At 66.8% G+C, this 23,934-nt stretch carries 18 protein-coding genes; 12 read left to right on the forward strand and 6 right to left on the reverse strand.

Features of this window, described 5'->3' with window-relative positions; all coding sequences use genetic code 11:
* Positions 1 to 120 precede the first annotated feature (120 nt).
* The 4 genes from ACZ5R1_RS01075 to ACZ5R1_RS01090 all read right to left on the reverse strand — a co-directional run bounded on the left by ACZ5R1_RS01075 (position 121) and on the right by ACZ5R1_RS01090 (position 4,656).
* Positions 121 to 348, reverse strand: a complete 228-nt coding sequence (locus ACZ5R1_RS01075; protein ID WP_027598119.1) for a hypothetical protein — start codon at positions 346 to 348, stop codon at positions 121 to 123.
* 413 nt (positions 349 to 761) lie between these two features.
* Entirely contained in the window at positions 762 to 2,126 is a 1,365-nt protein-coding gene (locus ACZ5R1_RS01080; protein WP_042135224.1) for a cytochrome c, read from the reverse strand.
* An 11-nt stretch (positions 2,127 to 2,137) separates the two neighbouring features.
* Positions 2,138 to 3,925 (reverse strand): GMC family oxidoreductase, encoded by a 1,788-nt coding sequence (locus ACZ5R1_RS01085; RefSeq protein ID WP_042135225.1) that lies wholly within the window; start codon positions 3,923 to 3,925, stop codon positions 2,138 to 2,140.
* The gene (locus ACZ5R1_RS01090; RefSeq protein WP_042135227.1) at positions 3,925 to 4,656 is read right to left on the reverse strand and encodes a gluconate 2-dehydrogenase subunit 3 family protein; all 732 of its coding nucleotides are present in this window, start codon (positions 4,654 to 4,656) and stop codon (positions 3,925 to 3,927) included. Before ACZ5R1_RS01090 ends, ACZ5R1_RS01085 begins: the two co-directional genes overlap by 1 nt.
* 567 nt (positions 4,657 to 5,223) lie before the next feature.
* On the opposite strand from ACZ5R1_RS01090, the gene gabP reads away from it, so the two are divergent.
* Both gabP and ACZ5R1_RS01100 read left to right on the forward strand, forming a co-directional pair.
* Positions 5,224 to 6,612 carry a GABA permease gene (gene gabP / locus ACZ5R1_RS01095; RefSeq protein WP_464712764.1) on the forward strand — a complete coding sequence of 463 codons (1,389 nt, stop codon included), beginning with the start codon at positions 5,224 to 5,226 and terminating at the stop codon, positions 6,610 to 6,612.
* 354 nt (positions 6,613 to 6,966) lie between these two features.
* Entirely contained in the window at positions 6,967 to 7,176 is a 210-nt protein-coding gene (locus ACZ5R1_RS01100; protein ID WP_007161433.1) for a DUF1127 domain-containing protein, read from the forward strand.
* A gap of 124 nt (positions 7,177 to 7,300) precedes the next feature.
* On the opposite strand, the gene ACZ5R1_RS01105 is transcribed toward ACZ5R1_RS01100, so the two are convergent.
* Positions 7,301 to 7,528: a hypothetical protein gene (locus tag ACZ5R1_RS01105; RefSeq protein WP_042135232.1), complete on the reverse strand. Its 228-nt coding sequence runs from the start codon at positions 7,526 to 7,528 to the stop codon at positions 7,301 to 7,303.
* Positions 7,529 to 7,835: 307 nt separating this feature from the next.
* On the opposite strand from ACZ5R1_RS01105, the gene ACZ5R1_RS01110 reads away from it, so the two are divergent.
* From ACZ5R1_RS01110 to garD, 10 genes are all read left to right on the forward strand, one after another.
* Positions 7,836 to 8,939 carry an efflux RND transporter periplasmic adaptor subunit gene (locus tag ACZ5R1_RS01110; RefSeq protein WP_147302569.1) on the forward strand — a complete coding sequence of 368 codons (1,104 nt, stop codon included), beginning with the start codon at positions 7,836 to 7,838 and terminating at the stop codon, positions 8,937 to 8,939.
* Positions 8,936 to 10,015 (forward strand): efflux RND transporter periplasmic adaptor subunit, encoded by a 1,080-nt coding sequence (locus ACZ5R1_RS01115; RefSeq protein WP_169853344.1) that lies wholly within the window; start codon positions 8,936 to 8,938, stop codon positions 10,013 to 10,015. The genes ACZ5R1_RS01110 and ACZ5R1_RS01115 overlap by 4 nt, the downstream gene beginning before the upstream one ends.
* Positions 10,012 to 13,062 (forward strand): efflux RND transporter permease subunit, encoded by a 3,051-nt coding sequence (locus tag ACZ5R1_RS01120; protein WP_464712765.1) that lies wholly within the window; start codon positions 10,012 to 10,014, stop codon positions 13,060 to 13,062. The genes ACZ5R1_RS01115 and ACZ5R1_RS01120 overlap by 4 nt, the downstream gene beginning before the upstream one ends.
* Positions 13,063 to 13,294: 232 nt before the next feature.
* Positions 13,295 to 14,236, forward strand: a complete 942-nt coding sequence (locus ACZ5R1_RS01125; RefSeq protein ID WP_027598127.1) for a LysR family transcriptional regulator — start codon at positions 13,295 to 13,297, stop codon at positions 14,234 to 14,236.
* 118 nt (positions 14,237 to 14,354) lie between these two features.
* Positions 14,355 to 14,525 (forward strand): hypothetical protein, encoded by a 171-nt coding sequence (locus tag ACZ5R1_RS01130; protein WP_169742416.1) that lies wholly within the window; start codon positions 14,355 to 14,357, stop codon positions 14,523 to 14,525.
* A gap of 120 nt (positions 14,526 to 14,645) precedes the next feature.
* Positions 14,646 to 16,457: an aminopeptidase P family protein gene (locus ACZ5R1_RS01135; protein ID WP_042135237.1), complete on the forward strand. Its 1,812-nt coding sequence runs from the start codon at positions 14,646 to 14,648 to the stop codon at positions 16,455 to 16,457.
* On the forward strand, positions 16,454 to 17,494 hold the full coding sequence (locus ACZ5R1_RS01140) for a threonine aldolase family protein (RefSeq protein ID WP_042135239.1): 1,041 nt from the start codon (positions 16,454 to 16,456) through the stop codon (positions 17,492 to 17,494). The genes ACZ5R1_RS01135 and ACZ5R1_RS01140 overlap by 4 nt, the downstream gene beginning before the upstream one ends.
* Before the next feature lie 263 nt (positions 17,495 to 17,757).
* Positions 17,758 to 18,795, forward strand: coding sequence for a LacI family DNA-binding transcriptional regulator (locus ACZ5R1_RS01145; protein ID WP_042135241.1), 1,038 nt, complete (start codon positions 17,758 to 17,760; stop codon positions 18,793 to 18,795).
* 166 nt (positions 18,796 to 18,961) lie between these two features.
* Positions 18,962 to 20,320: an MFS transporter gene (locus tag ACZ5R1_RS01150; protein ID WP_464712766.1), complete on the forward strand. Its 1,359-nt coding sequence runs from the start codon at positions 18,962 to 18,964 to the stop codon at positions 20,318 to 20,320.
* A 21-nt stretch (positions 20,321 to 20,341) separates the two neighbouring features.
* Positions 20,342 to 21,898: a galactarate dehydratase gene (gene garD / locus ACZ5R1_RS01155; RefSeq protein ID WP_042135242.1), complete on the forward strand. Its 1,557-nt coding sequence runs from the start codon at positions 20,342 to 20,344 to the stop codon at positions 21,896 to 21,898.
* Positions 21,899 to 21,982: 84 nt separating this feature from the next.
* On the opposite strand, the gene ACZ5R1_RS01160 is transcribed toward garD, so the two are convergent.
* A complete protein-coding gene (locus ACZ5R1_RS01160; RefSeq protein ID WP_042135244.1) occupies positions 21,983 to 23,887 on the reverse strand; it encodes an acyltransferase family protein in 1,905 nt (634 codons plus the stop codon).
* Positions 23,888 to 23,934: the final 47 nt, after the last annotated feature.

Consider the following 23,934-nt stretch of genomic DNA (forward strand, 5'->3'; position numbering starts at 1 on the left):
CATCTTGGGATTCATTGTTTGGCTCACGCCTACGCGAAGCTGTGCCAAACATACCGCAGATGGAGGCGGCCGGCATGGGCATCACGGAATCCGTGATGCGTCCGGCACTCGTAGCGCGTCTCAGGCGGCCAGGGCGCGGCGGGTACGGGCGATGACACGCTCCAGTCCGTCGGCAGCGCTGTACTGCTCGGGGTAGAGACGCTCGCTGCGACAGGCCACGCCGCGCTCGTCGACCACGGTGAAGCTGAAGCCGCCCTTGCGCGAAGCCGGGGTGGTGATGCAGTGGAACGGCGCAAAGGCCGCCTGGAGATGTTGCATGGCCGCGATGGCCTGGTTTTGAATGTTCATATGACTATCCTTGGGATCCACGCTCAGTCGGCGCGGTGAAATAACTCCAGCAACCTCGTACCCATGACGGCCGACGGCTGAATCTCTGGCTGGAGGAAGGCAGCGTGTGGGCGAAACGCCCAGGCATGCAGGTAAGTACTTGGGAAGGCAGGCAACCGGCCGGGCACGAGATTCAGAGGCCGCGGCGGCAGATCCTGAGCAATCGAGGGATCAGTCGATCCGGATGACGCTGATTTCGCGCTGCTACAACGAGCGGAAAGGCGTCCAGCGATTGGGGTCAGCTTGGTACTAACCCGATCAAGCTAGCAGGATCGATGCCAACCGCGCAAGCCCGTCGGTCGGCGATGGGCTTGATGGTCGTTGGCACTCGACGAGCTGCTGCCAGACTGACCGAGCGTCAATCTGGCAGGGACTCAGTGCGCCCCTGCCGGGGTGTCGCCGCCAGCGGGCGACGGAGCGGGTTGCTGGTGACCGAACGCTTGGCCTAGGTCATCGCCGGAGGTGGTGCGGTTGTCATCGGTGCGCCACTTGGCGACCTCGGCGGCGCTGACCGGCGCGGCGGCGTTGCCCCAGCTGGCGCGGATGAAGCTGACCACGTCGGCCACCTGGGCATCGTTCAGCCGCCAGCCGAAGGGCGGCATGACGATCATCGAGGGCGCCGTGTGCAGGCCGGGCAGGGTGCCGCCCTTGAGCACGATGTTGATCAGCGAACTGGCGTCGGCCGTGCGCAGCACCGGATTGCCGGCCAGCGCCGGGAAGACCCGGTCGTAGCCCTGGCCATCGGTGCGGTGGCAGGCGGCGCAGTTGTCCACATAGACCTGGGCGCCACGGGCGCTGTCGTCGCCGCGCCAGAGCGCCGCGGCGGCCCGTCCGTCGGCCTGGAAGGGCGCGTCGTGCGGATCCTTGGCCGGCAGGGTCTTGAGGTAGCGGGCGATGGCCTGTAGATCGGCGTCGCTCAGGTACTGCAGGCTGTGCTGCACCACCTCGGTCATGCCGCCGAACACCGCGCTGTCGGCGGAGCGCCCGGTCTTGAGGAATTGCACCAGCTGCGCTTCGCTCCAGCTGCCTAGGCCGTCGCGGTGATCACCGCGCAGATTCTTGGCGATCCAGCCTTCCAGGGGCGCGCTGCCGGCCAGGAAATCCTTGCCGTCGGCGGGGGAGAGCGCCTTCTCCTGCATGGTGAAGGCACGCGGGGTGTGGCAGGCGCCGCAGTGGCCGAGGCCTTCCACCAGATAGGCGCCGCGGGCCACCACCGGATCCTGGTCCGGCGCGGGCTGGAATTGCACCACCTCGGGCGCGAACAGCTGGCGCCAGATCGCCAGCGGCCAGCGCATGGACAGCGGCCAGGGGATGTCGCTGTCGCGATTGACCTGCTCGACTGGCGTCACGCCGTGCATGAAGTAGGCATAGAGGGCGCGCATGTCGCCCTCGCTGACCCGGGCATAGGAGGGGTAGGGCATGGCCGGATAGAGGGTATGGCCCTCCTTGGCGATACCCTGGCGGATGGCGGCGTCGAAGTCGGCATAGCTGTAGTCGCCGATGCCGGTCTGCCGATCCGGGGTGATGTTGGTGGAATAGAGGGTGCCGATGGGCGTCTGCATGGGCAGGCCGCCGGCGAAGGGCTGGCCACCCGGCGCCGTGTGGCAGGCCACGCAGTCGCCGGCGCGGGCCAGGTATTCGCCTTGCTTGACCAGCGCCGGGTCGGTGTCTTGGGCGGCCTGGGCCGCCAGCGCCAGGCCGCTGCCCAGCAGCAGGGTCGCGAGGGTACGAAGGATCATGGGCGCGCCTCTCATGCCTGCACCAGCGGGCCGGGATTTTTCAGGTACTGCTCGCGGATGGCCCGCGCCGACCAGTAGGTCAGGGCCGCCACCAGGCCGGTGGGGTTGTAGCCCAGGCCCTGGGGAAAGGCCGAGGCACCCGGTACGAAGACGTTGTGCACGTCCCAGCTCTGCAGGTAGCGATTGACCGCGCTGGTCTTGGGGTCGGTGCCCATGATGGCGCCACCGTTCAGGTGGGTGGTCTGGTAGCTGGCGGTGTTGAAGTGACCGCCGAAATCCTTGACCGACACGCTGATGTGCTCGGGATCCATGGCCTCGGCGATCTTCTTCATCTTGGCGGCCATGAAGCGGGTCATGCGGATGTCGTTGTCCTTCCAGTCGAAGGTCATGCGCAGCAGCGGCTGCCCATAGGCGTCGCGGTAGGTGGGATCCAGATCCAGGTAATTGTCGCGATAGGACTGGTGCGCGCCGTGGGCGTCCATCGACAGCTGGTGGTTGTAGTAGCCGGCCTGGGCCTTTTTCCAGGCACTGCCCCACTGGGGCGTGCCGGGCGGATTGGCCGCGCCGGCGATGGGCCGGGTGCCGGCCTGGTTGACCCACATGGGCGAGCCGCCGACGAAGCCGTGGGGGCCGTGGTCGAAGTTGTCGGCGTTGAAGTCGTCCACCGCCACGCCATTGCCGCCTGCGCCGATGAAGGGGTTGGTGTGGTGCTGGTCCTGGCGGAAGAAGGCCTTGATGGTGGCCATGTTCTGGTAGGCGAAATTGCGCCCGACCACGCCTTCGGCGGTCTTGGGGTCATAGGGCTGGCCGATGCCCGACAGCAGCATGAGGCGCACGTTGTTGAACTGGAAGGCGGCGAGGATGACGATGTCGGCCGGCTGCTCCAGCTCCTGGCCCTGGGCGTCCAGGTAGGTCACCCCGGTGGCCTTCTTGCCGGTGCTGTCCAAGTTCACCTTGAGCACATGGGCCTGGCTGCGCAACTCGAAGCGCGGCTCCTGCTTGAGCGCCGGCAGGATGTTGAGATTCGGCGAGGCCTTGGAATACATGTAGCAGACGTAGCCGCTGCAATAGCCGCAGAAGTTGCAGGGGCCCATCTGGCAACCGTAGGGGTTGGTGTAGGGCCCCGAGGTGTTGGCCGAGGGCAGGTTGTAGGGGTGATAGCCCACCTCCCGCGCGGCCTTCTCGAACAGCTGCGCCGAGACGGTGTTCTTTTGCGCCGGCAGCGGGAAATCGCTGGAGCGATCCGGCGCATAGGGATTGCCACCCTTGCCGTCGCCCACCACCTGGCCCTTGATGCTCCAGGCGGTACCCGAGGTGCCAAAGACCTTTTCCGCGAAATCGAAGTAGGGCTCCAGCTCGGCGTAGCTGACGCCGAAATCCTGGATGGTCATGCCGTCGGGAATGAATTTCTTGCCGTAACGCTCTTCATAATGACTGCGCAGGCGCAACTCCACCGGGTCGACGCGGAAGTGCACCCCCGACCAGTGCAGGCCGGCGCCGCCCACGCCATCGCCAGGCAGGAAGACGCCGAGCTGGCGGTTGGGCAGGGCGACGTCGTTGACGCTGTGGCGGATGGTGACGGTTTCCTTGGAGACATCGACGAACAGCTTCTTGCGGATGCTGTAGGTGAGTTCGTCGATCACCTGCGGGTAGGAGCCGTCGGGATAGGTGTCGCGGTAGCTGCCACGTTCCAGGGCCACCACGTCCAGGCCGGCCTCGGTCAGTTCCTTGGCCATGATGGCCCCCGTCCAGCCGAAGCCGACGATCACTACCTGCTTGCTGGGCAATACCTTGGCCATCAACCGCGCTCCCCGCGAATGGAGACCGGGGGCAGCGGATAGCGCTCGTCGCGCTCCACCCAGTCCATGAAGTCAGCGCGGGCACCGGGGAAATTCACCAGCTTCCAGCCGACCAGTTCCTTGTTGCCGCCATGCAGCGGGTCGCAATAGAAGCCTTCCCGGGTGTTTTGCAGCAGCTGGGCGAAGAACAGCTTGGCCGGTACGCCGTCCAGGCTGGCCTCACCGCTTTCCAGCGCCTTGAGGGCCGCGTCCTGCGCGGCGGGTGCCAGCTCGGCGAAGACCTTGCCGTGCTGCTGGCGGGCCCAGCGATCCACCGCGGCGATGCCCAGGCGATAGAGGTCCTGGGGTACTAGGCGACTCTGGTAGCCCATCTCCGGCGCGGCATCGGCGGCGAAGGGGCCCTGCATGTACCAGAGGCCGCCACGGGCGTAGGGGGTCTGCATCTGCCGGTCGATGAATTCCGGCGCACCGGCTTCCAGCGCGCCCGGGCCCAGGTCGTCCGCCGGAATCAGCCGGGCCACCGCGGCCTGCACGAAGGCCCATTCCTCGGCGGTAAAGAACACCGGTTGATAGTGGTCGGCGCGCGGACTGCTGCCCGGCTTGCTTTCCGGGGTGGGCGCGGCGAGGGCCAGGCCCGAGGGGGCACCGCTCGCCAGGGCGACCACGGGAATCAGGCTCAGGGACTTGCGCAGGAAGTCGCGGCGGGCCGGGACGGAATCGTCTGCGGACATGGTCAGGGTCTCATCAGGTGCCCGACGTGGAACCGCAGGGCTTATGGTTAGCTAGCTAATATGTTGGAATATTACCAACATCTGCCGGTCGCGGTTACATTTTGTCGCAGGTGTGCAGAGCCCTGGCGGCTCGGCAAGTTCCCACTGCTGCTGCATCGGCATGGAAAAGCGCCCAAGCCACGGCCCTGAGCGGTACCTGCCACGCAGCGAGCCAACAGCGGATGCCAGGCAAGGCGGTCTCTTCCGTCGTGTCCTGGTTCTGCGGTCAGGTAGCGAAGGGCGTGGCGGCCAGCTCCAGGCCCAGGGTTACCTAAGGTTCCACCTGTACAAGCACCATAAGAATGCAAGTTGCACAAGGTGATACCTAACGAAGCAAGCCGATGGGGCGCGCATACCTGAAAGAAATCGCTTTTCACATCAGATGGTTAGCGCGATAGCTCGACAGAACGCCGCTTTTTCGCCGCTTTCCGCGAGGCGTTGCACCCTTTGCGTTCATTTTGTGCCGATTTCAGCCCGGGTGGCGCGCAAGTTGCACTTGGGAGGCTTTCCGTTGTCAGGTAACACCTTATGTCCAACGTAGAATGCAACCTCTCTCCGGCGCTCAAACCGCGCCATGTGACCATGTTGTCCATCGCCGGGGTGATCGGTGCCGGTCTGTTCGTCGGCTCCGGTCATGCCATCGCCGCGGCCGGCCCGGCCGTGCTGCTGGCCTACGCCCTGGCCGGTACCCTGGTGGTGCTGGTCATGCGCATGCTGGGTGAAATGGCCGTCGCCTCGCCCGATACCGGTTCCTTCTCGTCCTATGCGCAGCAGGGCATCGGCCGCTGGGCCGGCTTCACCATCGGCTGGCTGTACTGGTGGTTCTGGGTGCTGGTGATTCCGCTGGAGGCCGTGGCCGCCGCCGCCATCCTCAATGCCTGGTTCCCGGCGATCGCCACCTGGCAATTCGCCCTGATCATTACCGGCATCCTGACCGTGACCAACCTGTTCAGCGTCGCCAAATACGGCGAGTTCGAATTCTGGTTCGCCCTGCTCAAGGTCATCGCCATCGTCGCCTTCATCGCCCTGGGCGCGGCCGCCCTGGTCGGCGCCCTGCCGGGTCGCGAGGTCAGCGGCCTGAGCAATCTGATGGCCCATACCGGCGGCTTCATGCCCAATGGCTTCGGCGCGGTGCTGGGCGCCCTGCTGACCACCATGTTCAGCTTCATGGGAACCGAGATCGTCACCATCGCCGCCGCCGAGTCCAAGGACCCGTCGCGGCAGATCAGCAAGGCCACCAACTCGGTGATCTGGCGGATCGCGCTGTTCTACCTGGTCTCCATCTTCCTGGTGGTGTCCATGGTGCCCTGGAACGATGCCCAGCTGCCGATCGTGGGTTCCTACCAGCGCGCCCTCGAGGTGCTGTCGATCCCCAATGCCAAGCTGATCGTCGACTGCGTGGTGCTGGTCGCCGTGGCCAGCTGCCTGAACTCGGCGCTCTACACCGCTTCGCGCATGCTCTATTCGCTGGCCCGCCGTGGCGATGCCCCGGCCAAGATGGGTCGTGCCTCCAGCAGCGGCGTGCCGCGCGCGGCCGTGCTGGCCAGTACCGCCGTGGGCTTCCTCACCACCATCGCCAACTACACCATGCCCGAGGCGGTGTTCAGCTTCCTGCTGTCCACCTCCGGCGCCGTGGCTCTGCTGGTCTATCTGGTGATCGCCGTGACCCAGCTGCGCCTGAGACGCAAGCTGATCGCCCGCGGCGAAACCCTGGAGTTCCGCATGTGGCTGTTCCCCTGGCTGACCTGGGCGGTGATCGTCTTCATCGTCGGCGCCCTGACCGTGATGCTGTTCAGCGAAGCCCATCGCTTCGAGATCCTGGCGACCGGTCTGCTGGCGCTGCTGGTCGTGGCCATCGGCACCTGGGTAGGCCGGCGTCAGCCCGCCAACCCGAGCCTGGCCGCTGCCGCGCGCTGATGACCAGAGGCTTCCGGCGCCACCGGGCGTCGGAAGCGCTCCTTTCTGGAGCACGGAGTTCCTTCCAGGCTGGACAGCGGCCGCGGTAACAGGTAGAACAGCACTCCTGTTTCCTGGCCTTCCGGGCAACTGTACAGCTCAAATTCTCGCGATGTTCCCTCTGGTAACCAAATTTTGCACTGCAATGGTGCAAGACGTTACAGAATGACCCAAATTGCGGCAGTACAGTTGCAATTGTGTGCCGAGTGATCCGCGAACCTTTCCCTGGACTGTTACTGGTGGTAGCACTCGCCTGGCGAGACAATGGCGCCATTCGATGACCAGTACCCGTCACAAGCGGGAAGGAAAGCCACCATGGAACGCACCTTCAGTTCCTCGCTGTACAACGCCAAGCCCAGCAACCGCGTGCCCGCTGCCCTGCGCGTTATCTCCACCCTGTCCACCTGGCAGCGTCGCATCGCCAGCCGCAACGAACTGGCTCGTCTGGACGCCCGTATGCTGGCTGACGCCGGTATCACCGAGGCCCAGCGCTACCAGGAAATGCACAAGCCGTTCTGGCGCTAAGCCCGGCTGCTGCATCCTTTCCACAGACCCCGCTTCGGCGGGGTTTGTCTTGTCTGCAGCCTGAACGGCAGGCAGCAAAAAGCCCCGGCATGCCGGGGCTTTCTGTTACCGCCAGGGACGGTGATTACTGCATGTTGTTCTGGTTGCGAGCGTCGACCTTGTTGGGCTTGTCGCTCTTGAAGGGCACTTCGGCAGCGCCATCGGCACCGCCCTTCACGGTAGTCTTGCCCGGCACCTCGGAAGTGGCGGATCCGTTGACGGCCGTGGCGCTCTTGGAGGTTTCGGCCGCGAAGACACCCGTGGCCATCGACAGCATCACAGCAGCGGTAGAGGTGATCAGCAGCTTTTTCATGAGTTCGGCCTCGTCGAAATAAACCTGTGAATCTGATGGGGCCCGCGCCGGAACGGTGGCGGGCATCAGCTGCGGACGGGCAGGTCCACAGCGCACGTCTCAGTTGACTGCGGCCTGGAATGCCGGGTTCCAGGGCATTTGTGAACATTTGTGGGCGAATGGCCGCTCCGTTGCCGGGCATTTGCCCAACGCCCTCGTCGTAGCGCTTCCCAAGCATCGCCAGGCGCCTGACAATTCGTCAGACGAACCCCCTGCGCCGCCTGTGGTCAGTTCGCAGATCGCGCCTCTTCCACCGATAAGGACAATCATGAGGGCTCTCCGCCTTGCTCGCCTCTGCCAGGTAACGGCTGCTCTGACCCTGGTAACGCTGTTACCGGGCTGCTCCCAGGAGCAACCGCCCACCGAGGAACTGGCGCGGGTGGTGGTGGTGCAGCTGAGTCCGATAAAGGACAGTCAGCGCATCCCCTTCACCGGAGATATCCAGGCGCGGGTGCAGGCGCCGCTCGGTTTTCGCGTGAGTGGCAAGATCAGCGAGCGGCTGGCGGATGTCGGCGATCGCGTGCGCGAGGGTCAGGTCCTGGCCCGGCTGGATCCCCAGGATCTGCGCAATAACCTGGCCGCCGCCCAGGCCCAGGTGGAGGCCCAGGAAGCCCGCACCCGGCTGGCGCGGGTCGATTTCGAGCGCCAGGCCGCCCTGCTCCCCAAGGGCTACACCAGTCGCAGCCAGTACGACCAGGCCCAGGCCACCCTGGACGGTGCCCGCAGCGCCCTGCAGACCGCCGTCGCCCAGCGCGACGATGCGCGCAAGCAACTGGGCTATACCGAATTGCGCGCCAGCGCCGCCGGGGTGCTGACCGCCCGCCACGCCGAAGCGGGGCAGGTGGTGCAGGCCGGCACGGCGATCTTCGACCTGGCGGTGAGCGGCGACCTCGACGCCGTCTTCGATCTCTATGAATCCCTGGCCCGCGAACTCAAGGTCGGCCAGACCCTGCCCGTCGCCCTGCAGGCGCAACCGGCCGTCACGACCCGGGGTACCCTGCGCGAGATCGCCCCGACCGTGGCGAGCAGTGGCACGGTGCGCATCAAGGTACAACTCGATAGACCCCCGGCGGCCATGACCCTGGGGGCGGTGGTCAATGCCCAGCTCGAGGGCGCGACGGAGCAGGGCTTCGCCTTGCCCTGGACGGCGCTGAACGGCACCACCGAGCAGCCCGCCGCCTGGCGCCTCGGCGAAGACGGGCGGGTCAGCCTGCAGCCGCTGCGCATCGAGCGCTTCACCCGCGACAGCATCATCGTCAACGAGGGCCTCGCGGCTGGCGACCGCATCGTGGTCGCCGGCGGCCAGGCGCTGAGTCCCGGGCAGAGGGTCGAAGTCGCCGAGCGCTCGGCCTTCAACGAGGTGCGCCCATGAAGCCGCTGCTGCCGCTGCTGCCGCTATGTCTGCTGCTGGTCCTGGCGGGCTGCTCGGATGACGAGGCGCCGCCGCCGCCGATCCGGCCGGTGGCGACCCTGACCTTGAGTGCCCCGCCGCCCGGGCGCGAAGTCTTTGCCGGCAGCATCCAGGCGCGCTACGAGAGCGTGTTGGGCTTTCGCGTCGGCGGTCGCATGACCCGGCGGCTGCTGGACGTGGGTCAGCCGGTGCGCCGTGGCCAGTTGCTGGCGGCGCTGGACCCCACCGATCAGGACAATGCCCTGCGCAGTCGGCAGGGCCAGACCGCCGATGCCGAAGCCCAGTGGCGCGATGCGCGCAACGATGCCCGGCGCCAGCAGCAGCTGTTCGACCAGGGCGTTGGCTCGCGCTCCCAGCTGGATCAGGCGCTGACCCGCCTGCACACCCTGGAAGCCGCCCGCGAACAGGCCCAGAGCGCCGAGCGCCAGGCCCGCGATCAGCGCGACTATGCCGAGCTCTACAGCGATTTCGACGGGGTGATCACCGCCTGGCAGGCCGAGGTCGGCCAGGTGGTGTCCGCCGGTCAGCCGGTGGTGCGGGTCGCCCGTCCGGACGTCCGCGAGGCGGTGCTGGACCTGCCGGCCCAGGCCATCGGCCAGCTGACCCCGGGACGCGTCCTGACCGTGCGCATGGCCCTGGATCCCGAGGTGGCGGTCGCCGGTCGGGTGCGCGAGATCGAGCCCCAGGCCGATGCCACCACGCGCACCCGGCGGGTGCGCCTGACCCTGGACGAGCCACCGGCCGCGCTGCGCATCGGCAGCCTGGTGCAGGGCGAGCTGGAGTCGCCACCGGCGGCGGGCCTGCCGCTGCCGACCCAGGCGCTGCGGCGTCAGGACGGCCGGACCTCGGTCTGGGTGGTGGAAGGCCAGGGCGAGCAGGCGCAGGTGCGCCAGCGGCCGGTCGAGGTGCTGCGCGAGGCCGATGGCCTGGCCTGGATCGGCAACGGCCTGAAGGCGGGAGAGCGGGTGGTGATAGCCGGGGTCAACAGTCTCGAGGAGGGACAGCGGGTGAAGGATCAGGAGGGCGCTCGGCCATGAAAGGCTTCAACCTGTCGGACTGGGCGCTGCGCCACCAATCCTTCGTCTGGTACCTGATGTTCGTCGCCCTGCTGATGGGCGTCTTCTCCTACATGAAGCTGGGACGCGAGGAAGATCCGTCCTTTGCCATCAAGACCATGGTCATCCAGACCCGCTGGCCGGGGGCGACCACCGAGGAGACCCTGCGCCAGGTCACCGAGCGGGTGGAAAAGAAGCTCGAAGAGCTGGATTCCCTCGACTACACCAAGAGTTTCACCCGGCCGGGGCAGTCCACGGTATTCGTCTACCTGCGCGACACCACGCCGGCCAAGGCGATTCCCGACATCTGGTACCAGGTGCGCAAGAAGGTCTCGGACATCCAGGGCGAATTCCCCCAGGGCATCCAGGGCCCGGCCTTCAACGACGAATTCGGCGACGTCTTCGGCAGCATCTATGCCTTCACCGGCGACGGCTTCAGCATGCGCCAGCTGCGCGACCAGGTGGAGCAGGTGCGCCGCGAGATCCGCAGCGTGCCGGGCATCGGCAAGGTGCAGCTGATCGGCGCGGAGAACGAGGTCATCTACCTGGACTTCTCCACCCGCAAGCTGGCCGCCCTGGGGCTGGACCAGCGCCAGGTGATGCAGAGCCTGCAACAGCAGAATGCGGTGACCCCCTCGGGCACCATCGAATCCGGCGCCGAGCGCATCAGCGTGCGCACCAGTGGCGAATTCCGCTCCACCGCCGATCTGGCCGCGGTCAATCTGCGCATCGACGATCGCTTCTACCGCCTCACCGACCTGGCCGACATCCGCAGCGGCTACGCCGATCCACCCAGTTCGCTGTTCCGCTACAACGGCCAGCCGGCGATCGGCCTGGCCATCGCCATGAGCAGCGGCGGCAACATCCAGACCTTTGGCGCGGCCCTCACCGAGAAGATGCAGGAGCTGACCGGCGCCCTGCCGGTGGGCATCGGCGTGCACGTGGTCTCCAACCAGGCGCAGGTGGTGGAAAAGGCTGTCGGCGGCTTCACCCGGGCGCTGTTCGAGGCGGTCATCATCGTGCTGGTGGTGAGCTTCATCAGCCTCGGCGTGCGCGCCGGCCTGGTGGTGGCGCTGTCGATTCCCCTGACCCTGGCGCTGGTGTTCGTCTTCATGGAATACAGCGGCATCACCATGCAGCGGATCTCCCTGGGCGCCCTGATCATCGCCCTCGGCCTGCTGGTGGACGACGCCATGATCACCGTGGAGATGATGGTGACCAAGCGCGAGGAGGGCGAGTCGCTGCACCGCTCGGCGACCTATGCCTACGAGTCGACCGCCTTTCCCATGCTCACCGGCACCCTGGTGACGGTGGCCGGCTTCGTGCCCATCGGCCTCAACTCCAGCAGCGCCGGCCAGTACACCTTCACCCTGTTCGCGGTGATCGCCGTGGCCCTGCTGCTGTCCTGGATCGTCGCGGTGTTCTTTTCGCCGGTGATCGGCGTGCACATCCTGCCGAAGAAGGTGAAGCCCAAGGATCATGACCAGCCCGGCCGCCTGGCGCGCTGGTCCGACGGCCTCCTGCTGGGCGCCATGCGCCACCGCTGGCTGACCATCCTCCTCACGGTGCTGCTGTTCGCCGCGGCGCTGTTCTCGATGAAGTTCGTGCAGAACCAGTTCTTCCCGTCCTCGGATCGACCCGAACTGCTGATCGACTTCAACCTGCCGCAGAACGCCTCCCTCGACGCCACCCGGGCGCAGATGGACAGATTCGAGAATACCCTGGCCGACGATCCTGACGTGGCCCACTGGAGTTCCTATGTCGGCCAGGGCGCGGTGCGCTTCTACCTGCCGCTGGACCAGCAGCTGGAGAATCCCTTCTATGGCCAGGTAATCCTGGTGGCCAAGGACCTGGAGGCGCGCAATCGCCTCCTGCCCAAGCTCAAGCAGCGGCTGCGCCAGGACTTCGTCGGGCTGTCCGGCTACGTCCAGCCTCTCGAGATGGGGCCGCCGGTGGGCCGGCCGATCCAGTACCGCATCAGCGGTCCGGACGTCGCCGAGGTACGCCGCCAGGCGCTGGCGCTGGCCAGCGTGCTGGGCAAGAGTCCGCAACTGGGTGACTTCCTCTACGACTGGAACGAGCCGGCGCGGATGCTCAAGGTCGAGGTCAACCAGGACAAGGCGCGGCAGCTGGGCTTCTCGTCCCAGGACGTGGCGCAGATCCTCAATGGCGTGGTGACCGGTACCCCGGTGACCCAGGTGCGCGACGACATCTACCTGGTCAACGTGGTGGCCCGCGCCAGCGAGGCCGAGCGGCGCTCGGTGGAGACCCTGGAGAATCTGCAGATCATGACGCCCCAGGGCGTCGCGGTGCCGCTCAAGGCCTTCGCCCGTATCGACTACGCCCTGGAGCAGCCGCTGGTGTGGCGCCGCGATCGGCTGCCCACCATTACCCTCAAGGCCTCGATTCTCAGCGAGATCCAGGCGCCGGATCTGGTCAAGCAGCTGCAGCCGGACGTGGATGCCTTCATCGCCAAGCTGCCGCCGCGCTACCAGGTGGCGGTGGGCGGCACGGTGGAGGAGAGCAGCAAGGCCCAGGGCCCGATCGCCGAGGTGGTGCCGCTGATGCTGTTTCTCATGGCCACCTTCCTGATGATCCAGCTGCACAGCATCCGCAAGCTGTTCCTGGTGGCGAGCGTGGCGCCCCTGGGCCTGATCGGGGTGGTGCTGGGGCTGATCCCCTTCGGCCAGCCGCTGGGCTTCGTCGCCATCCTCGGGGTGCTGGCGCTGATCGGCATCATCATCCGCAACTCGGTGATCCTGGTGACCCAGATCGATGCCTTCGAGCAGGCCGGTCGCTCGCCCTGGGACGCCGTGGTGGAAGCCACCCAACACCGCCGCCGGCCGATCCTGCTGACCGCCGCCGCGGCCAGCCTGGGCATGATTCCCATCGCCCGCGAGGTGTTCTGGGGCCCCATGGCCTACGCCATGATCGGCGGCATCGTCGCGGCGACGCTGCTGACGCTGCTGTTCCTGCCGGCGCTGTACATCGCCAGCTATCGCATTCGCGAGCCGGAGCGGCGGGACTGATGGCCGGGGCCTGGTCGGAACGCCAGGCAAAAAAAACGGCCCTCCGGCTGAGGTCTCCAGGGGAGACGTCTGCCGGAAGGCCGCAAGGAGCTATCCAAGGAGCCACTGCCGGAGGGAAGGATTCGCGCGGTCAGCAAGTCGAATCCACAGCAGCTCACTGCACCACTATCGGGCGTCCGACTTTTTCAATAAAGTGACGACTTGACGAAACTCCATTGCGAAAAAGGCAATAATGGATATTTTCCAAGGCATGCGCATCTTCGTCCGGGTGGTGGATCTGGGCAGTCTCACGGCTGCTGCCCACACCCTCGACCTGTCCACCGCCCAGGTGTCGCGCCTGCTGGCGGAACTGGAAAGCCATCTGCAGACCCGCCTGCTGCACCGCACCACCCGGCGGCTGGCGCTGACCGAGGCGGGCGAGCGCTATCTCGAACGCTGCCGGCGCATCCTGCAGGACGTCGGCGAGGCCGAAGCCGAGGCCAGCGGCGCCCATCTCAAGCCCCATGGCCATCTGCGCCTGCATTCCATGACCGGTCTGGGCACCCAGTTGCTGGCGCCGCTGGTGTCGCGCTTCTGCGCGCGCTATCCCCATGTCGAGATCGTCATGAATCTCTCGCAGAACCACCCGGCGCTGCTGGAGGATGGGCACGACATCGCCATCACCCTGGACACCGAACTAGCCGACTCGGATTTCGTCGCCCAGCGTCTCGGTGGCGTCTACAGCGTGGTCTGCGCGGCGCCCAGCTATCTGGCGCAGCGCCCGGCGCCCAAGGTGCCGGCCGATCTCGCCGCGCACGACTGCCTGCGCCTGCTGGATCCGAATTTCTCCGAACGCTGGGTCTTCGCCGGTGAAGACGGCGAGCAGCAGGTGGCGCCGCGCTACGTCTTCCAGGTCAATGTCGCCGAGGCCCTGGCCAGCGTGGCCCGCCAGGGCATGGGCATCTGCCTGCTGCCCAGCTACATCGCGGTCAACTACCTGCGTGATGGCAGCCTGGTGCGCCTGCTGCCCAACTTCCGCCTGCGCGAACGCAACATCCATGCGCTCTATCCCTCGCGGCGCTTTCTCGACGCCAAGATCAAGACTTGGATCGACTTCCTCAAGGAAGAATTGCCCGAACGTCTGCAGCTGGAGAATCGGGTGCTCGAGGACCAGCGCTACTGGGCCAAGGACTAGGCCAGGGCTTGTTGCAATCCTTGCAACAGTCATTTAATTAGCATGCTATTTATTAGGCGGCGTTCTTTTCCTAGAATGGTCCTGTACCCCGATGAACACGACCTTTGAGGAGTTCGCCATGAAACGTTCTCTGTCCGCCCTGTTGCTGACCCTTGCCACCCTGACCGCCACCCAGTTCGCCGCTGCCGACGACAATCCCAGCCTGAGATACAAACTGGTCGATCAGAATCATGCCGCCATGCAGCACTACGGCGATCAGGCCGCTCCCGCCGCCGACGTGCGTCGCTGAGCCGCTCCGCTTTCGAAAGACCACCCCTCCTTGCTCCTTTGGTCTTTCTCCGCCGCACCCTTTGGGTGCGGCTTTTTTATATCTGCGGCACACTGAGCCCCTGACCTTGTCGAGGTGCTCATGACCGCCACTTCCGCTCAACGACTTGCCGCCCTGCGCGCCTTCCTGGCCGAGCAGGGCGCCGATGCCTGCCTGATCCCCAGCGCCGATCCCCATCTGTCCGAATACCTGCCGGAACACTGGCAGGGCCGTGCCTGGCTGTCCGGTTTCACCGGCTCCGCCGGGTTGCTGCTGGTGACCCGCGAGGCCGCCGGCGTCTGGACCGACAGCCGCTACTGGGAGCAGGCCACCCAGGAGCTGGCGGGCAGCGGCATCGACCTGATGAAGCAGGTCGCCAGCCAGCCCCAGGCCCACCTGCAGTGGCTGGCCGACCAGGTGCCCGCGGGCGGCACGGTACTGGTGGACGGCCAGGTGCTGTCGCTCGGCGCAGCGGCGGCCCTGCGCCGCGCGCTGGAGCCCAAGGGTATCCGGCTGCGGACCGATCTCGACCCGCTGGCGGCGATCTGGCGCGAGCGCCCCGCGCTGCCGGCGGCACCGGTCTATGCCCATGCCGCCCCCCAGGCCCCCCATCCGCGCAGCGCCAAGCTCGCCCAGGTGCGCGAGAAGCTGAAGGACGCCAAGGCCGACTGGCATTTCATCTCCTCGCTGGACGACATCGCCTGGCTGCTCAACCTGCGCGGCGCCGACGTGCCCTACAACCCGGTGTTCCTCGCCCATGTGCTGCTGGGTAGCGACAGCTGCCAGCTGTTCATCGACCCGGCCAAGGTGCCGGCCGAGATCCGCACGGCCCTGGTGGAGGACGGCGTGACCCTGGCCGACTACCACCAGGCGGCCGCCGAGCTGGCCCGGCTGCCGGCCGGCAGTCGCCTGCTGGTGGACCCGGCGCGGGTCACCCTCGGGCTGGCCGAGGCCGCGCCCCAAGGGGTCGAGCGGCACGAGCAGATCAATCCCTCGACCCTGCTCAAGGCCTGCAAGACCGCCGAGGAGGTGGCCCAGGTGCGCATGGCCATGGAAGAGGACGGCGCCGCGCTGTGCGTCTTCTTCGCCCGTTTCGAGGCGGCCCTGGCCCGTGGCGAGCGCCTCACCGAGCTGACCGTGGACGACTGGCTGAGCGAGGCCCGCGCGGCGCGCCCCAACTTCGTCTCCCTGAGCTTCGCCACCATCGCCGGCTTCAACGCCGGTGGCGCCCTGCCGCACTACCGGGCGACCGAAGAGGCCCATGCCGAACTCCAGGGCGACGGCCTGCTGCTGATCGACAGTGGCGGCCAGTACCTGGGGGGCACCACCGACATCACCCGGGTGGTGCCCATCGGCACTCCCAGCGCCGCCCAGAAGCGCGATTTCACCCTGGTGCTCAAGGGCATGCTGGCGCTGTCGCGGGCGCGCTTTCCGGCCGGCGTCGCCGCGCCCATGCTCGACGCCCTGGCGCGCGAGCCGATCTGGGCCGCCGGCATCGACTACGGCCACGGCACCGGCCATGGCGTGGGTTACTTCCTCAATGTGCACGAGGGACCGCAGTCGATTTCCTTCTATGCCACGGTCACCCCGCACCATGTCCTGCGCGAGGGCATGATCACCTCCAACGAACCGGGTATCTATCGCCCCGGCCAGTGGGGCGTGCGGCTGGAGAACCTGCTCCTGTGCACTCGCGCGGAAACCACCGAATTCGGCGATTTCCTGGCCTTCGAGACCCTGACCCTCTGTCCGCTGGACACCCGCTGCCTGGATCTGGCGCTGCTGCGCAGCGACGAGCTGGACTGGCTGGATGGCTATCACGCCGAGGTCCGCCGCCGCGTGCTGCCGCTGGTCGAGGGCGCCGCGCGCGACTGGCTGCTGGCCCGCACCGAACCCGTCGCGAGGACTGCCCGATGAGCAGCAACGCCCAGCAATTCGCCAGTGACAACTATTCCGGCATCTGCCCGGAAGCCTGGGCCGCCATGGCCGCGGCCAACGTCGGCCACGAGACCGCCTATGGCAACGACACCTGGACGGCGCGCGCCGCCGATCGCTTTCGCCAGCTGTTCGAGACCGACTGCGAGGTGTTCTTCGCCTTCAACGGCACCGCGGCCAACTCCCTGGCCCTGGCGGCGCTGTGCCAGAGCTACCACAGCGTGATCTGCTCCGACACCGCCCACGTCGAGACCGACGAATGCGGCGCGCCGGAATTCTTTTCCAACGGCTCCAAGCTGCTGCTGGCACCGGCCCACCAGGGCAAGCTGACCCCGGGCGCCATCCAGCAGATCGCCACCAAGCGCGCCGACATCCACTTTCCCAAGCCGCGGGCAGTGACCGTCACCCAGGCCACCGAGGTGGGTACCCTCTATAGCCTCAACGAATTGCAGGCTATCAGCGCCACCTGCCGCGACCTCGGCCTGCACCTGCACATGGACGGCTCGCGCTTTTCCAATGCCGTGGCCGGCCTGGGCTGCACCCCGGCCGAGGTGACCTGGAAGGCCGGCGTCGACGTGCTCTGCTTTGGTGGCACCAAGAGCGGCATGGCGGTGGGGGAGGCGATCCTTTTCTTCAACCGCGAGCTGGCCGAGGACTTCGAATACCGCTGCAAGCAGGCCGGCCAGCTGGCGTCCAAGATGAGATTCCTCTCCGCGCCCTGGCTTGGCGTGCTGGAAAACGACACCTGGCTACGCCACGCCCGCCACGCCAATGCCATGGCCCAGCTGCTCGCCGAGCGGGTACGCGGGGTGCCCGGCGTGGACTTCATGTTCCCGGTGGAAGCCAACTCGGTGTTCCTGCAGCTCTCCGAACCGGCGCTGGAATTCCTGCGCGCCCGCGGCTGGCGCTTCTACACCTTCATCGGCAGCGGCGGGGCGCGTTTCATGTGCTCCTGGGATACCGAAGAGGCGCGGGTACTGGAGCTGGCGGCGGACATTCGGACGGCGATGGGCGGGTAGGGCGCAGCGCGGCCGTGGCCGTGCGATGGCTGCTTAAACTGTAGGAGCGGCCGCATCGGCGGACCGCCATGGCCGCGATCAGACCTGGCGCTGGCTTTATCGCGGCCATGGGCCGCTCCTACGGGATTCGATGCTCTCTCATCCATCGCTGTCCATTCCCAGGTGGAAAACGCTGCGCGGTTTTCCACGCTCCGGTGTTCTCCGGGGACGCCGCCCGCACCAACCGTTACCATGGCCGATCTCTTCCTCGTCTCCAGCGATTCATGGCCAAGAAGTCCAGCAAAGCCCTCTCTACCGCGGTCAATTCCGCTGCCCCCACGCTCATCGACGTGGCCCGGGTCGCCGGGGTGTCGCCGATCACCGTCTCGCGGGCGCTGAATCGACCGGAGATCGTCAGCGAGGCGGCGCGGGAGAAGGTGCTGGCGGCGGTGCAGGCCACCGGCTACGTGCCCAATCTGCTGGCCGGCGGCCTGGCCTCCAATCGCAGTCGCCTGGTGGCGCTGTTCGTGCCGACCATCGTCCACTCCATCTTCGCCGAGACCGTCCAGGCATTGATGGCGCGCCTGTCCCAGGCCGGCTACCAGACCCTGCTCGGCCTCACCGGCTACAGCGCCGAACAGGAAGAGCAGCTGCTGGCCGCGGTGCTGGGACGCAAGCCCGATGGCATCGTGCTGACCGGTACCCTGCACACCGCCGCCAGTCGGCAGCGCCTGGCCCAGGCTGGCATCCCGGTGGTGGAGTCCTGGGACCTCGGTGAAGACCCGCTGGACATGCAGGTGGGCTTTTCCCACGAAGCCGTGGGGCGCGCCCAGGCCGAGCATCTGCACGCCCGTGGCTATCGGCGCTTCGCCGTGGTCTCGGTGGACGACCCCCGCGCCCTGCGGCGCTGTCGCAGCCTGGTCGCGCGGCTGGCCGAACTGGGCGTGGCGGAACCACTGCTGGAGATCCTGCCGGCGCCGGCGCTGGTGGAGTCCGGACGGGCGGGCCTGCGCCAGCTGCTGGCCCGTGACGAGGCCTTCGATGTGGTGGTGTGCAGCTCGGACACCGTCGCCCAGGGCGTCATGGCGGAAGCCGCCAGCCGCGGTCTGCGCCTGCCCGAGGACCTGGCGGTGCTGGGCTTCGGCAATCTCTCCAGCGCCGCCCAGATGCACCCGGCGCTGTCCTCGGTCAGTGTCGAGGGCGATCGCATGGGCACCCTGGCGGCAGAGGCGTTGCTGCGGCGGTTCGACCTGGGCGATGGTGTCCGGGAGGCGGTGCGCATCGACACCGGTTTCCATATCATCGACCGCGCCACGACCTGACCATCGGCGCTCAAGTTGTTAGACGTCATACTTGTATGGTTGCGCAATCATGCCTTAGTCTTGGACAAACGCCAGGGCTGAGTCAGGTTGTCGCACCAGGATATGATTGCGCAATCATCCAACGACTCGCACCTTCAATAAAAACAATCACGCAAGAGGGATCCCCATGGATGCCACAAGACCCACCCGGGTGCGCTACCTGATCCTGTTGATGCTGTTCGTGGTGACCACCATCAACTACGCCGACCGCGCCACCATCGCCATCGCCGGCTCCAGCCTGCAGAAGGACCTCGGCATCAGCGCCGTCACCCTCGGCTATATCTTCTCCGCCTTCGGTTGGGCCTATGTGGCCGGGCAGATTCCCGGTGGCTGGCTGCTGGATCGCTTCGGTTCGAAGAAGGTCTATGCCGGCAGCATCTTCTTCTGGTCGCTGTTCACCCTGCTGCAGGGGCTGGTCGGCGGCCTGCTGGTGGCCTGGGCGGTGACCACCCTGTTCATGCTGAGATTCCTTGTCGGCCTGGCCGAGGCACCGTCCTTCCCGGGCAACGCGCGCATCGTCGCCGCCTGGTTCCCCACCGCCGAACGCGGCACCGCCTCGGCCATCTTCAACTCGGCGCAGTATTTCGCCACCGCGCTGTTCGCGCCGATCATGGGCGGCATCGTCTTCCACTTCGGCTGGGAGCACGTCTTCGTCATCATGGGCGCCCTGGGCATCCTCTTCTCCGGGGTCTGGCTGAAGTACATCCACAACCCCAAGGAGCATCCGCGCATCAACGCCGCGGAGCTGGCGCACATCCGTGACAACGGCGGTCTGGTGGACATGGACAACGGCGCCCGCCAGCAGGGTGGCGGCCCCAAGTGGCACTACATCACCCAGCTGCTGACCAATCGCATGATGCTCGGCGTCTACCTGGGCCAGTACTGCATCAACGCCATCACCTATTTCTTCCTGACCTGGTTCCCGGTGTACCTGGTGCAGGAGCGCGGCATGACCATCCTCAAGGCCGGTTTCATCGCCTCGCTGCCGGCGATCTGCGGCTTCATCGGCGGGGTGCTCGGCGGGGTGATCTCCGACTACCTGCTGCGGCGCGGCCATTCCCTGACCTTCGCCCGCAAGCTGCCCATCGTCTGCGGCCTGCTGCTCTCCACCAGCATGATCTTCTGCAACTACGTCGATGCCGACTGGATGGTGGTGGGCTTCATGACCCTGGCCTTCTTCGGCAAGGGCATCGGCGCCCTCGGCTGGGCGGTGGTGGCGGACACCTCGCCCAAGCAGATCGCCGGGCTCTCCGGCGGCCTGTTCAACACCTTCGGCAACCTGGCCTCCATCACCACCCCCATCGTCATCGGCTATCTCATCGCCGCCACCGGCTCCTTCAAGTGGGCGTTGGTCTATGTCGGGGCCAATGCCCTGGTGGCGGTGTTCAGCTACCTGTTCATCGTCGGTCGCATCCAGCGCGTCGAGCTGCGTACCGCCGATGGCGAGATCCTGGGCGCGACCCAGCCTGACCCGGCCCGGGCCTGAGCCCCGGCAGAGGATAAGAACATGAACCTGATCGATCACCGTGATTCGCCGCGCTACATCAAGCTCCACCCCCAGGACAACGTCGGGGTGGTGGTCAACGAACCCGGCGTGGCCGCCGGCACCGCCTTCGCCGATGGCCTGACCACGGTCGAGGCCATTCCCCAGAGCCACAAGGTCTCCCTGGTGGCTCTCGCGGCGGGCGCCGCGGTGGTGCGCTATGGCGAGGTCATCGGCTACGCCCTGCAGGACGTTCCCGCCGGCAGCTGGATCACCGAAGCCCTGCTGCGCATGCCGGAGCCGCCGGCGCTGGACAACCTGCCCAAGGCCACCGCGCCCGGTCAGGTCGGCGAACCTCTGGAAGGCTACACCTTCGAGGGCTTTCGCAATCCGGACGGCAGCGTCGGCACCCGCAACATCCTGGCGGTGACCACCACCGTGCAGTGCGTGGTGGGGGTGCTGGACCATTGCGTGGAGCGGGTACGCAAGGAGATCCTGCCGCGCTACCCCAATGTCGACGACGTGGTGCCGCTGTCCCACAGCTACGGCTGCGGGGTGGCCATTAACGCCCCGGATGCGGTGATCCCCATCCGTACCTTGCACAACATCAGCCGCAACCCCAACTTCGGCGGCCAGGCGCTGGTCATCGGCCTGGGTTGCGAGAAGCTGCAGGCCAGCCAGCTGATGCCGGGCGATGACCTCACCGCCGGGCAGAACGAAGAAGACTGGCTGTTCCGCCTGCAGGACTCGGCCAGTGGCTTCGCCGGCATGGTCGAGCAGATCATGGGGCTGATCGAAGCGCGTCTGGAGGTGCTCGATCAGCGCCGCCGGGAAACGGTACCAGCGTCCGAACTGGTGGTGGGCATGCAGTGCGGCGGCAGCGACGCCTTCTCCGGCATCACCGCCAATCCGGCCTTGGGCGTGGCCGCCGACCTGCTGGTGCGGGCCGGCGCCACCGTGATGTTTTCCGAGAACACCGAGGTGCGCGACGGCATCCACCTGCTGACCCCGCGCGCCGCCACCCCGGAGGTGGCCGACGCCCTGATCCGCGAGATGGACTGGTACGACCGCTACCTGGAGCGGGGCATGGCCGATCGCAGCGCTAATACCACCCCTGGCAACAAGAAGGGCGGGCTGAACAACATCGTCGAAAAGGCCATGGGTTCCATCGCCAAGTCGGGTACCAGCCCCATCGCCGGGGTCATAGCGCCCGGCGAACGGATCCGCGGCAAGGGCCTGTACTTCGCCGCCACCCCGGCCAGCGACTTCATCTGCGGCACCCTGCAACTGGCCGCGGGCATGAACCTGCATATCTTCACCACCGGTCGCGGCACCCCCTACGGACTGTCCATGGTGCCGGTGATCAAGGTCTCGACCCGCACCCAGTTGGCCGAGCGCTGGCCGGACCTGATCGACATCGATGCCGGTCGGGTGGTGAGCGGGCGGCTGTCGCTGGAGGAGATGGGCTGGGAGATCTTCCAGTGCTACCTGGACGTGGCCAGCGGCCGCCGCCAGACCTGGGCCGAGCGCCATCGCCTGCACAACGACCTGGCGCTGTTCAATCCGGCGCCGGTGACCTGATCCTGCCACGGCAATAAAAAAGGCCGGCCCCGATGGGGTCGGCCTTTTTTCATGGAGCCAGGAAGCTGGCGTGCGGTCGGCGCCCTAGCGCTGGGCAGTGGCCGCCGTCAGTTGCAGACTGGGCAGCAGGTAATGGCCGACGATGAACAGCGAGCCCTTGTCGCTCAGGTGACCATCGTCGATCTGCAGCAGGGTCCGGCCATCCGCAGCCCGTACCCGGCAGGCATCCTCGACGCAGAGTCGTTGCACCAGGGAGATGTACTCCAGTCCTGCCGGGAGCCTGGCCTGGCGCATGGCCTGGTCGGTGGCGAGGACGTGGCGATCCAGGGCGGAGTCGGCGATGTGGTCATCGGTGCTGCCCCAGTGGCGGATGGCGATGACGCTGGGCAGCGACGGACTCCACTGGGGAACGGGGCCGAGCAGCACGATGCGCTTGACGCCATAGCTGTGCAGACGCTCGGTGATGGCGTTCCAGTCGGTCTTTTCGTGGTCAGCCTTCTGCGCCATGACCACCACCTCCGGACGCAGGCGCTGAATGGCTTCCAGGGCGGTGCGATTGGAGTAGTTGCAAGTTACCCGCGTCTCGGTTTGCCGACCCATGTCGTCGGTGAGGCGCGGCTTGCAGCTCGCCGAGGCCACCTGGTAGTAGGGCAGGCCGGCCGGCAGCAGGCTGCGCAAGCCGAAGGACAGGGCTTGGGCATGGGAATCGCCCCAGACGAAGAGACCACCCTTGCCCTGGCCGTGGGTGCAGCTGGGGTCGATGGCGTCCTGGTGGCGTTGGGTAAAGGCCGAATAGGCGTCGCACTTGAGCCAGTAGAGGTCGTGGAGATTCTTCTGGCGATCCAGGTATTCCTGCACGAATTGCGCGCGGTCCGACTGGCTGATGCTGCGCAGCGGCGTGATGGCACCGTCGGTGGCGTTCACCGCGCCCGCACTGATGAACAGGGTGGCGAGCAGGCCGGTGCCGGTGGCCAGCGCTGCACCGCTCTGGCCCTTGCGGCGCGAGGCACGGGTCTCCACCAGGGTGTAGGAAGCCCAACCCAGGGCGAAGGAGGCGGCGATGCCCAGCAGCAGGTGCGGCGTCTTGTCGAGCAGGCCGGCATAGCTCATGAACACCACCACCGGCCAGTGCCAGAGGTAGAGCGAGTAGGAGAGGGTACCGGTCCACTGGGAGAAACCGTTGCCGGTGACCAGCGAATCCTGGCGGGCGGCCAGGATGATGGCGGCAGTGCCAAGCACCGGGATCAGCGCCAGATAGCCCGGCCAGACATCGCCTTCGGCGAGCGTCAGGAAACCCAACGCCAGGGCGAGCAGCCCGGCGCCTTCCAGCAGCCGGCGCGAGCGGGCGGCGAGTTGCAGCGGGAAGAGATAGGCGACGCCGCCCACCATCAGCTCCCAGGCACGGGTCGGCAGCAGATAGAAGGCCGCTTCCGGCCAGAGCAGGGAGGCGGTGACGGCGAAGGCGAAGCCGGCCGCGGTGGCGAGCAGGATCAGCACCCGCAGGGTCTTGAGCGACACCAGCTTGGACAGCAGCACCAGGATCAGCGGATAGACCAGGTAGAACTGCCATTCCACCGACAGCGACCAGGTGTGCAGCAGCCATTTCTCATGGGCCGCGGCGGTGAAGTAGCCGGCTTCCTTCCAGTAGACCAGGTTGGAAACGAAACCCAGGCTGCTCGCCACGTGCTTGCCCAGTTCGCCATAGGCGTTGGGCAGCAGGAAGAACCAGCCGGCAATCAACAGCACGGCGCAGAGTACCGCCAGCGCCGGCACGATGCGGCGGACGCGGGATAGGTAGAAGGCGGACAGGCGGAAGCGCTGCTGTTCGAGGGCGCGAAAGATGATCCCGGTGATCAGGAAGCCGGAGATGACGAAGAAGACGTCGACCCCGGCGAAACCGCCCGGTAGCCAGTCGGCATTGAAGTGGAAGAGGACGACGGCGATCACGGCGATCGCGCGCAGCCCATTGATATCTTTCCTGAAGTCCATGAGCGGCATCCGGGCAGCAAGGGGAAGGCGAGAGAAGGAGGCGTCGG

Source organism: Pseudomonas sp. Pso3 (genome assembly GCF_055393275.1).

Bases quoted from the DNA above. Each gene is read 5' to 3' on its own strand.
- ACZ5R1_RS01075 (WP_027598119.1), bottom strand. From the start codon at position 348: ATGAACATTCAAAACCAGGCCATCGCGGCCATGCAACATCTCCAGGCG.
- ACZ5R1_RS01080 (WP_042135224.1), bottom strand. From the start codon at position 2,126: ATGATCCTTCGTACCCTCGCGACCCTGCTGCTGGGCAGCGGCCTGGCG.
- ACZ5R1_RS01085 (WP_042135225.1), bottom strand. From the start codon at position 3,925: ATGGCCAAGGTATTGCCCAGCAAGCAGGTAGTGATCGTCGGCTTCGGC.
- ACZ5R1_RS01090 (WP_042135227.1), bottom strand. From the start codon at position 4,656: ATGTCCGCAGACGATTCCGTCCCGGCCCGCCGCGACTTCCTGCGCAAG.
- gabP (WP_464712764.1), top strand. From the start codon at position 5,224: ATGTCCAACGTAGAATGCAACCTCTCTCCGGCGCTCAAACCGCGCCAT.
- ACZ5R1_RS01100 (WP_007161433.1), top strand. From the start codon at position 6,967: ATGGAACGCACCTTCAGTTCCTCGCTGTACAACGCCAAGCCCAGCAAC.
- ACZ5R1_RS01105 (WP_042135232.1), bottom strand. From the start codon at position 7,528: ATGAAAAAGCTGCTGATCACCTCTACCGCTGCTGTGATGCTGTCGATG.
- ACZ5R1_RS01110 (WP_147302569.1), top strand. From the start codon at position 7,836: ATGAGGGCTCTCCGCCTTGCTCGCCTCTGCCAGGTAACGGCTGCTCTG.
- ACZ5R1_RS01115 (WP_169853344.1), top strand. From the start codon at position 8,936: ATGAAGCCGCTGCTGCCGCTGCTGCCGCTATGTCTGCTGCTGGTCCTG.
- ACZ5R1_RS01120 (WP_464712765.1), top strand. From the start codon at position 10,012: ATGAAAGGCTTCAACCTGTCGGACTGGGCGCTGCGCCACCAATCCTTC.
- ACZ5R1_RS01125 (WP_027598127.1), top strand. From the start codon at position 13,295: ATGGATATTTTCCAAGGCATGCGCATCTTCGTCCGGGTGGTGGATCTG.
- ACZ5R1_RS01130 (WP_169742416.1), top strand. From the start codon at position 14,355: ATGAAACGTTCTCTGTCCGCCCTGTTGCTGACCCTTGCCACCCTGACC.
- ACZ5R1_RS01135 (WP_042135237.1), top strand. From the start codon at position 14,646: ATGACCGCCACTTCCGCTCAACGACTTGCCGCCCTGCGCGCCTTCCTG.
- ACZ5R1_RS01140 (WP_042135239.1), top strand. From the start codon at position 16,454: ATGAGCAGCAACGCCCAGCAATTCGCCAGTGACAACTATTCCGGCATC.
- ACZ5R1_RS01145 (WP_042135241.1), top strand. From the start codon at position 17,758: ATGGCCAAGAAGTCCAGCAAAGCCCTCTCTACCGCGGTCAATTCCGCT.
- ACZ5R1_RS01150 (WP_464712766.1), top strand. From the start codon at position 18,962: ATGGATGCCACAAGACCCACCCGGGTGCGCTACCTGATCCTGTTGATG.
- garD (WP_042135242.1), top strand. From the start codon at position 20,342: ATGAACCTGATCGATCACCGTGATTCGCCGCGCTACATCAAGCTCCAC.
- ACZ5R1_RS01160 (WP_042135244.1), bottom strand. From the start codon at position 23,887: ATGGACTTCAGGAAAGATATCAATGGGCTGCGCGCGATCGCCGTGATC.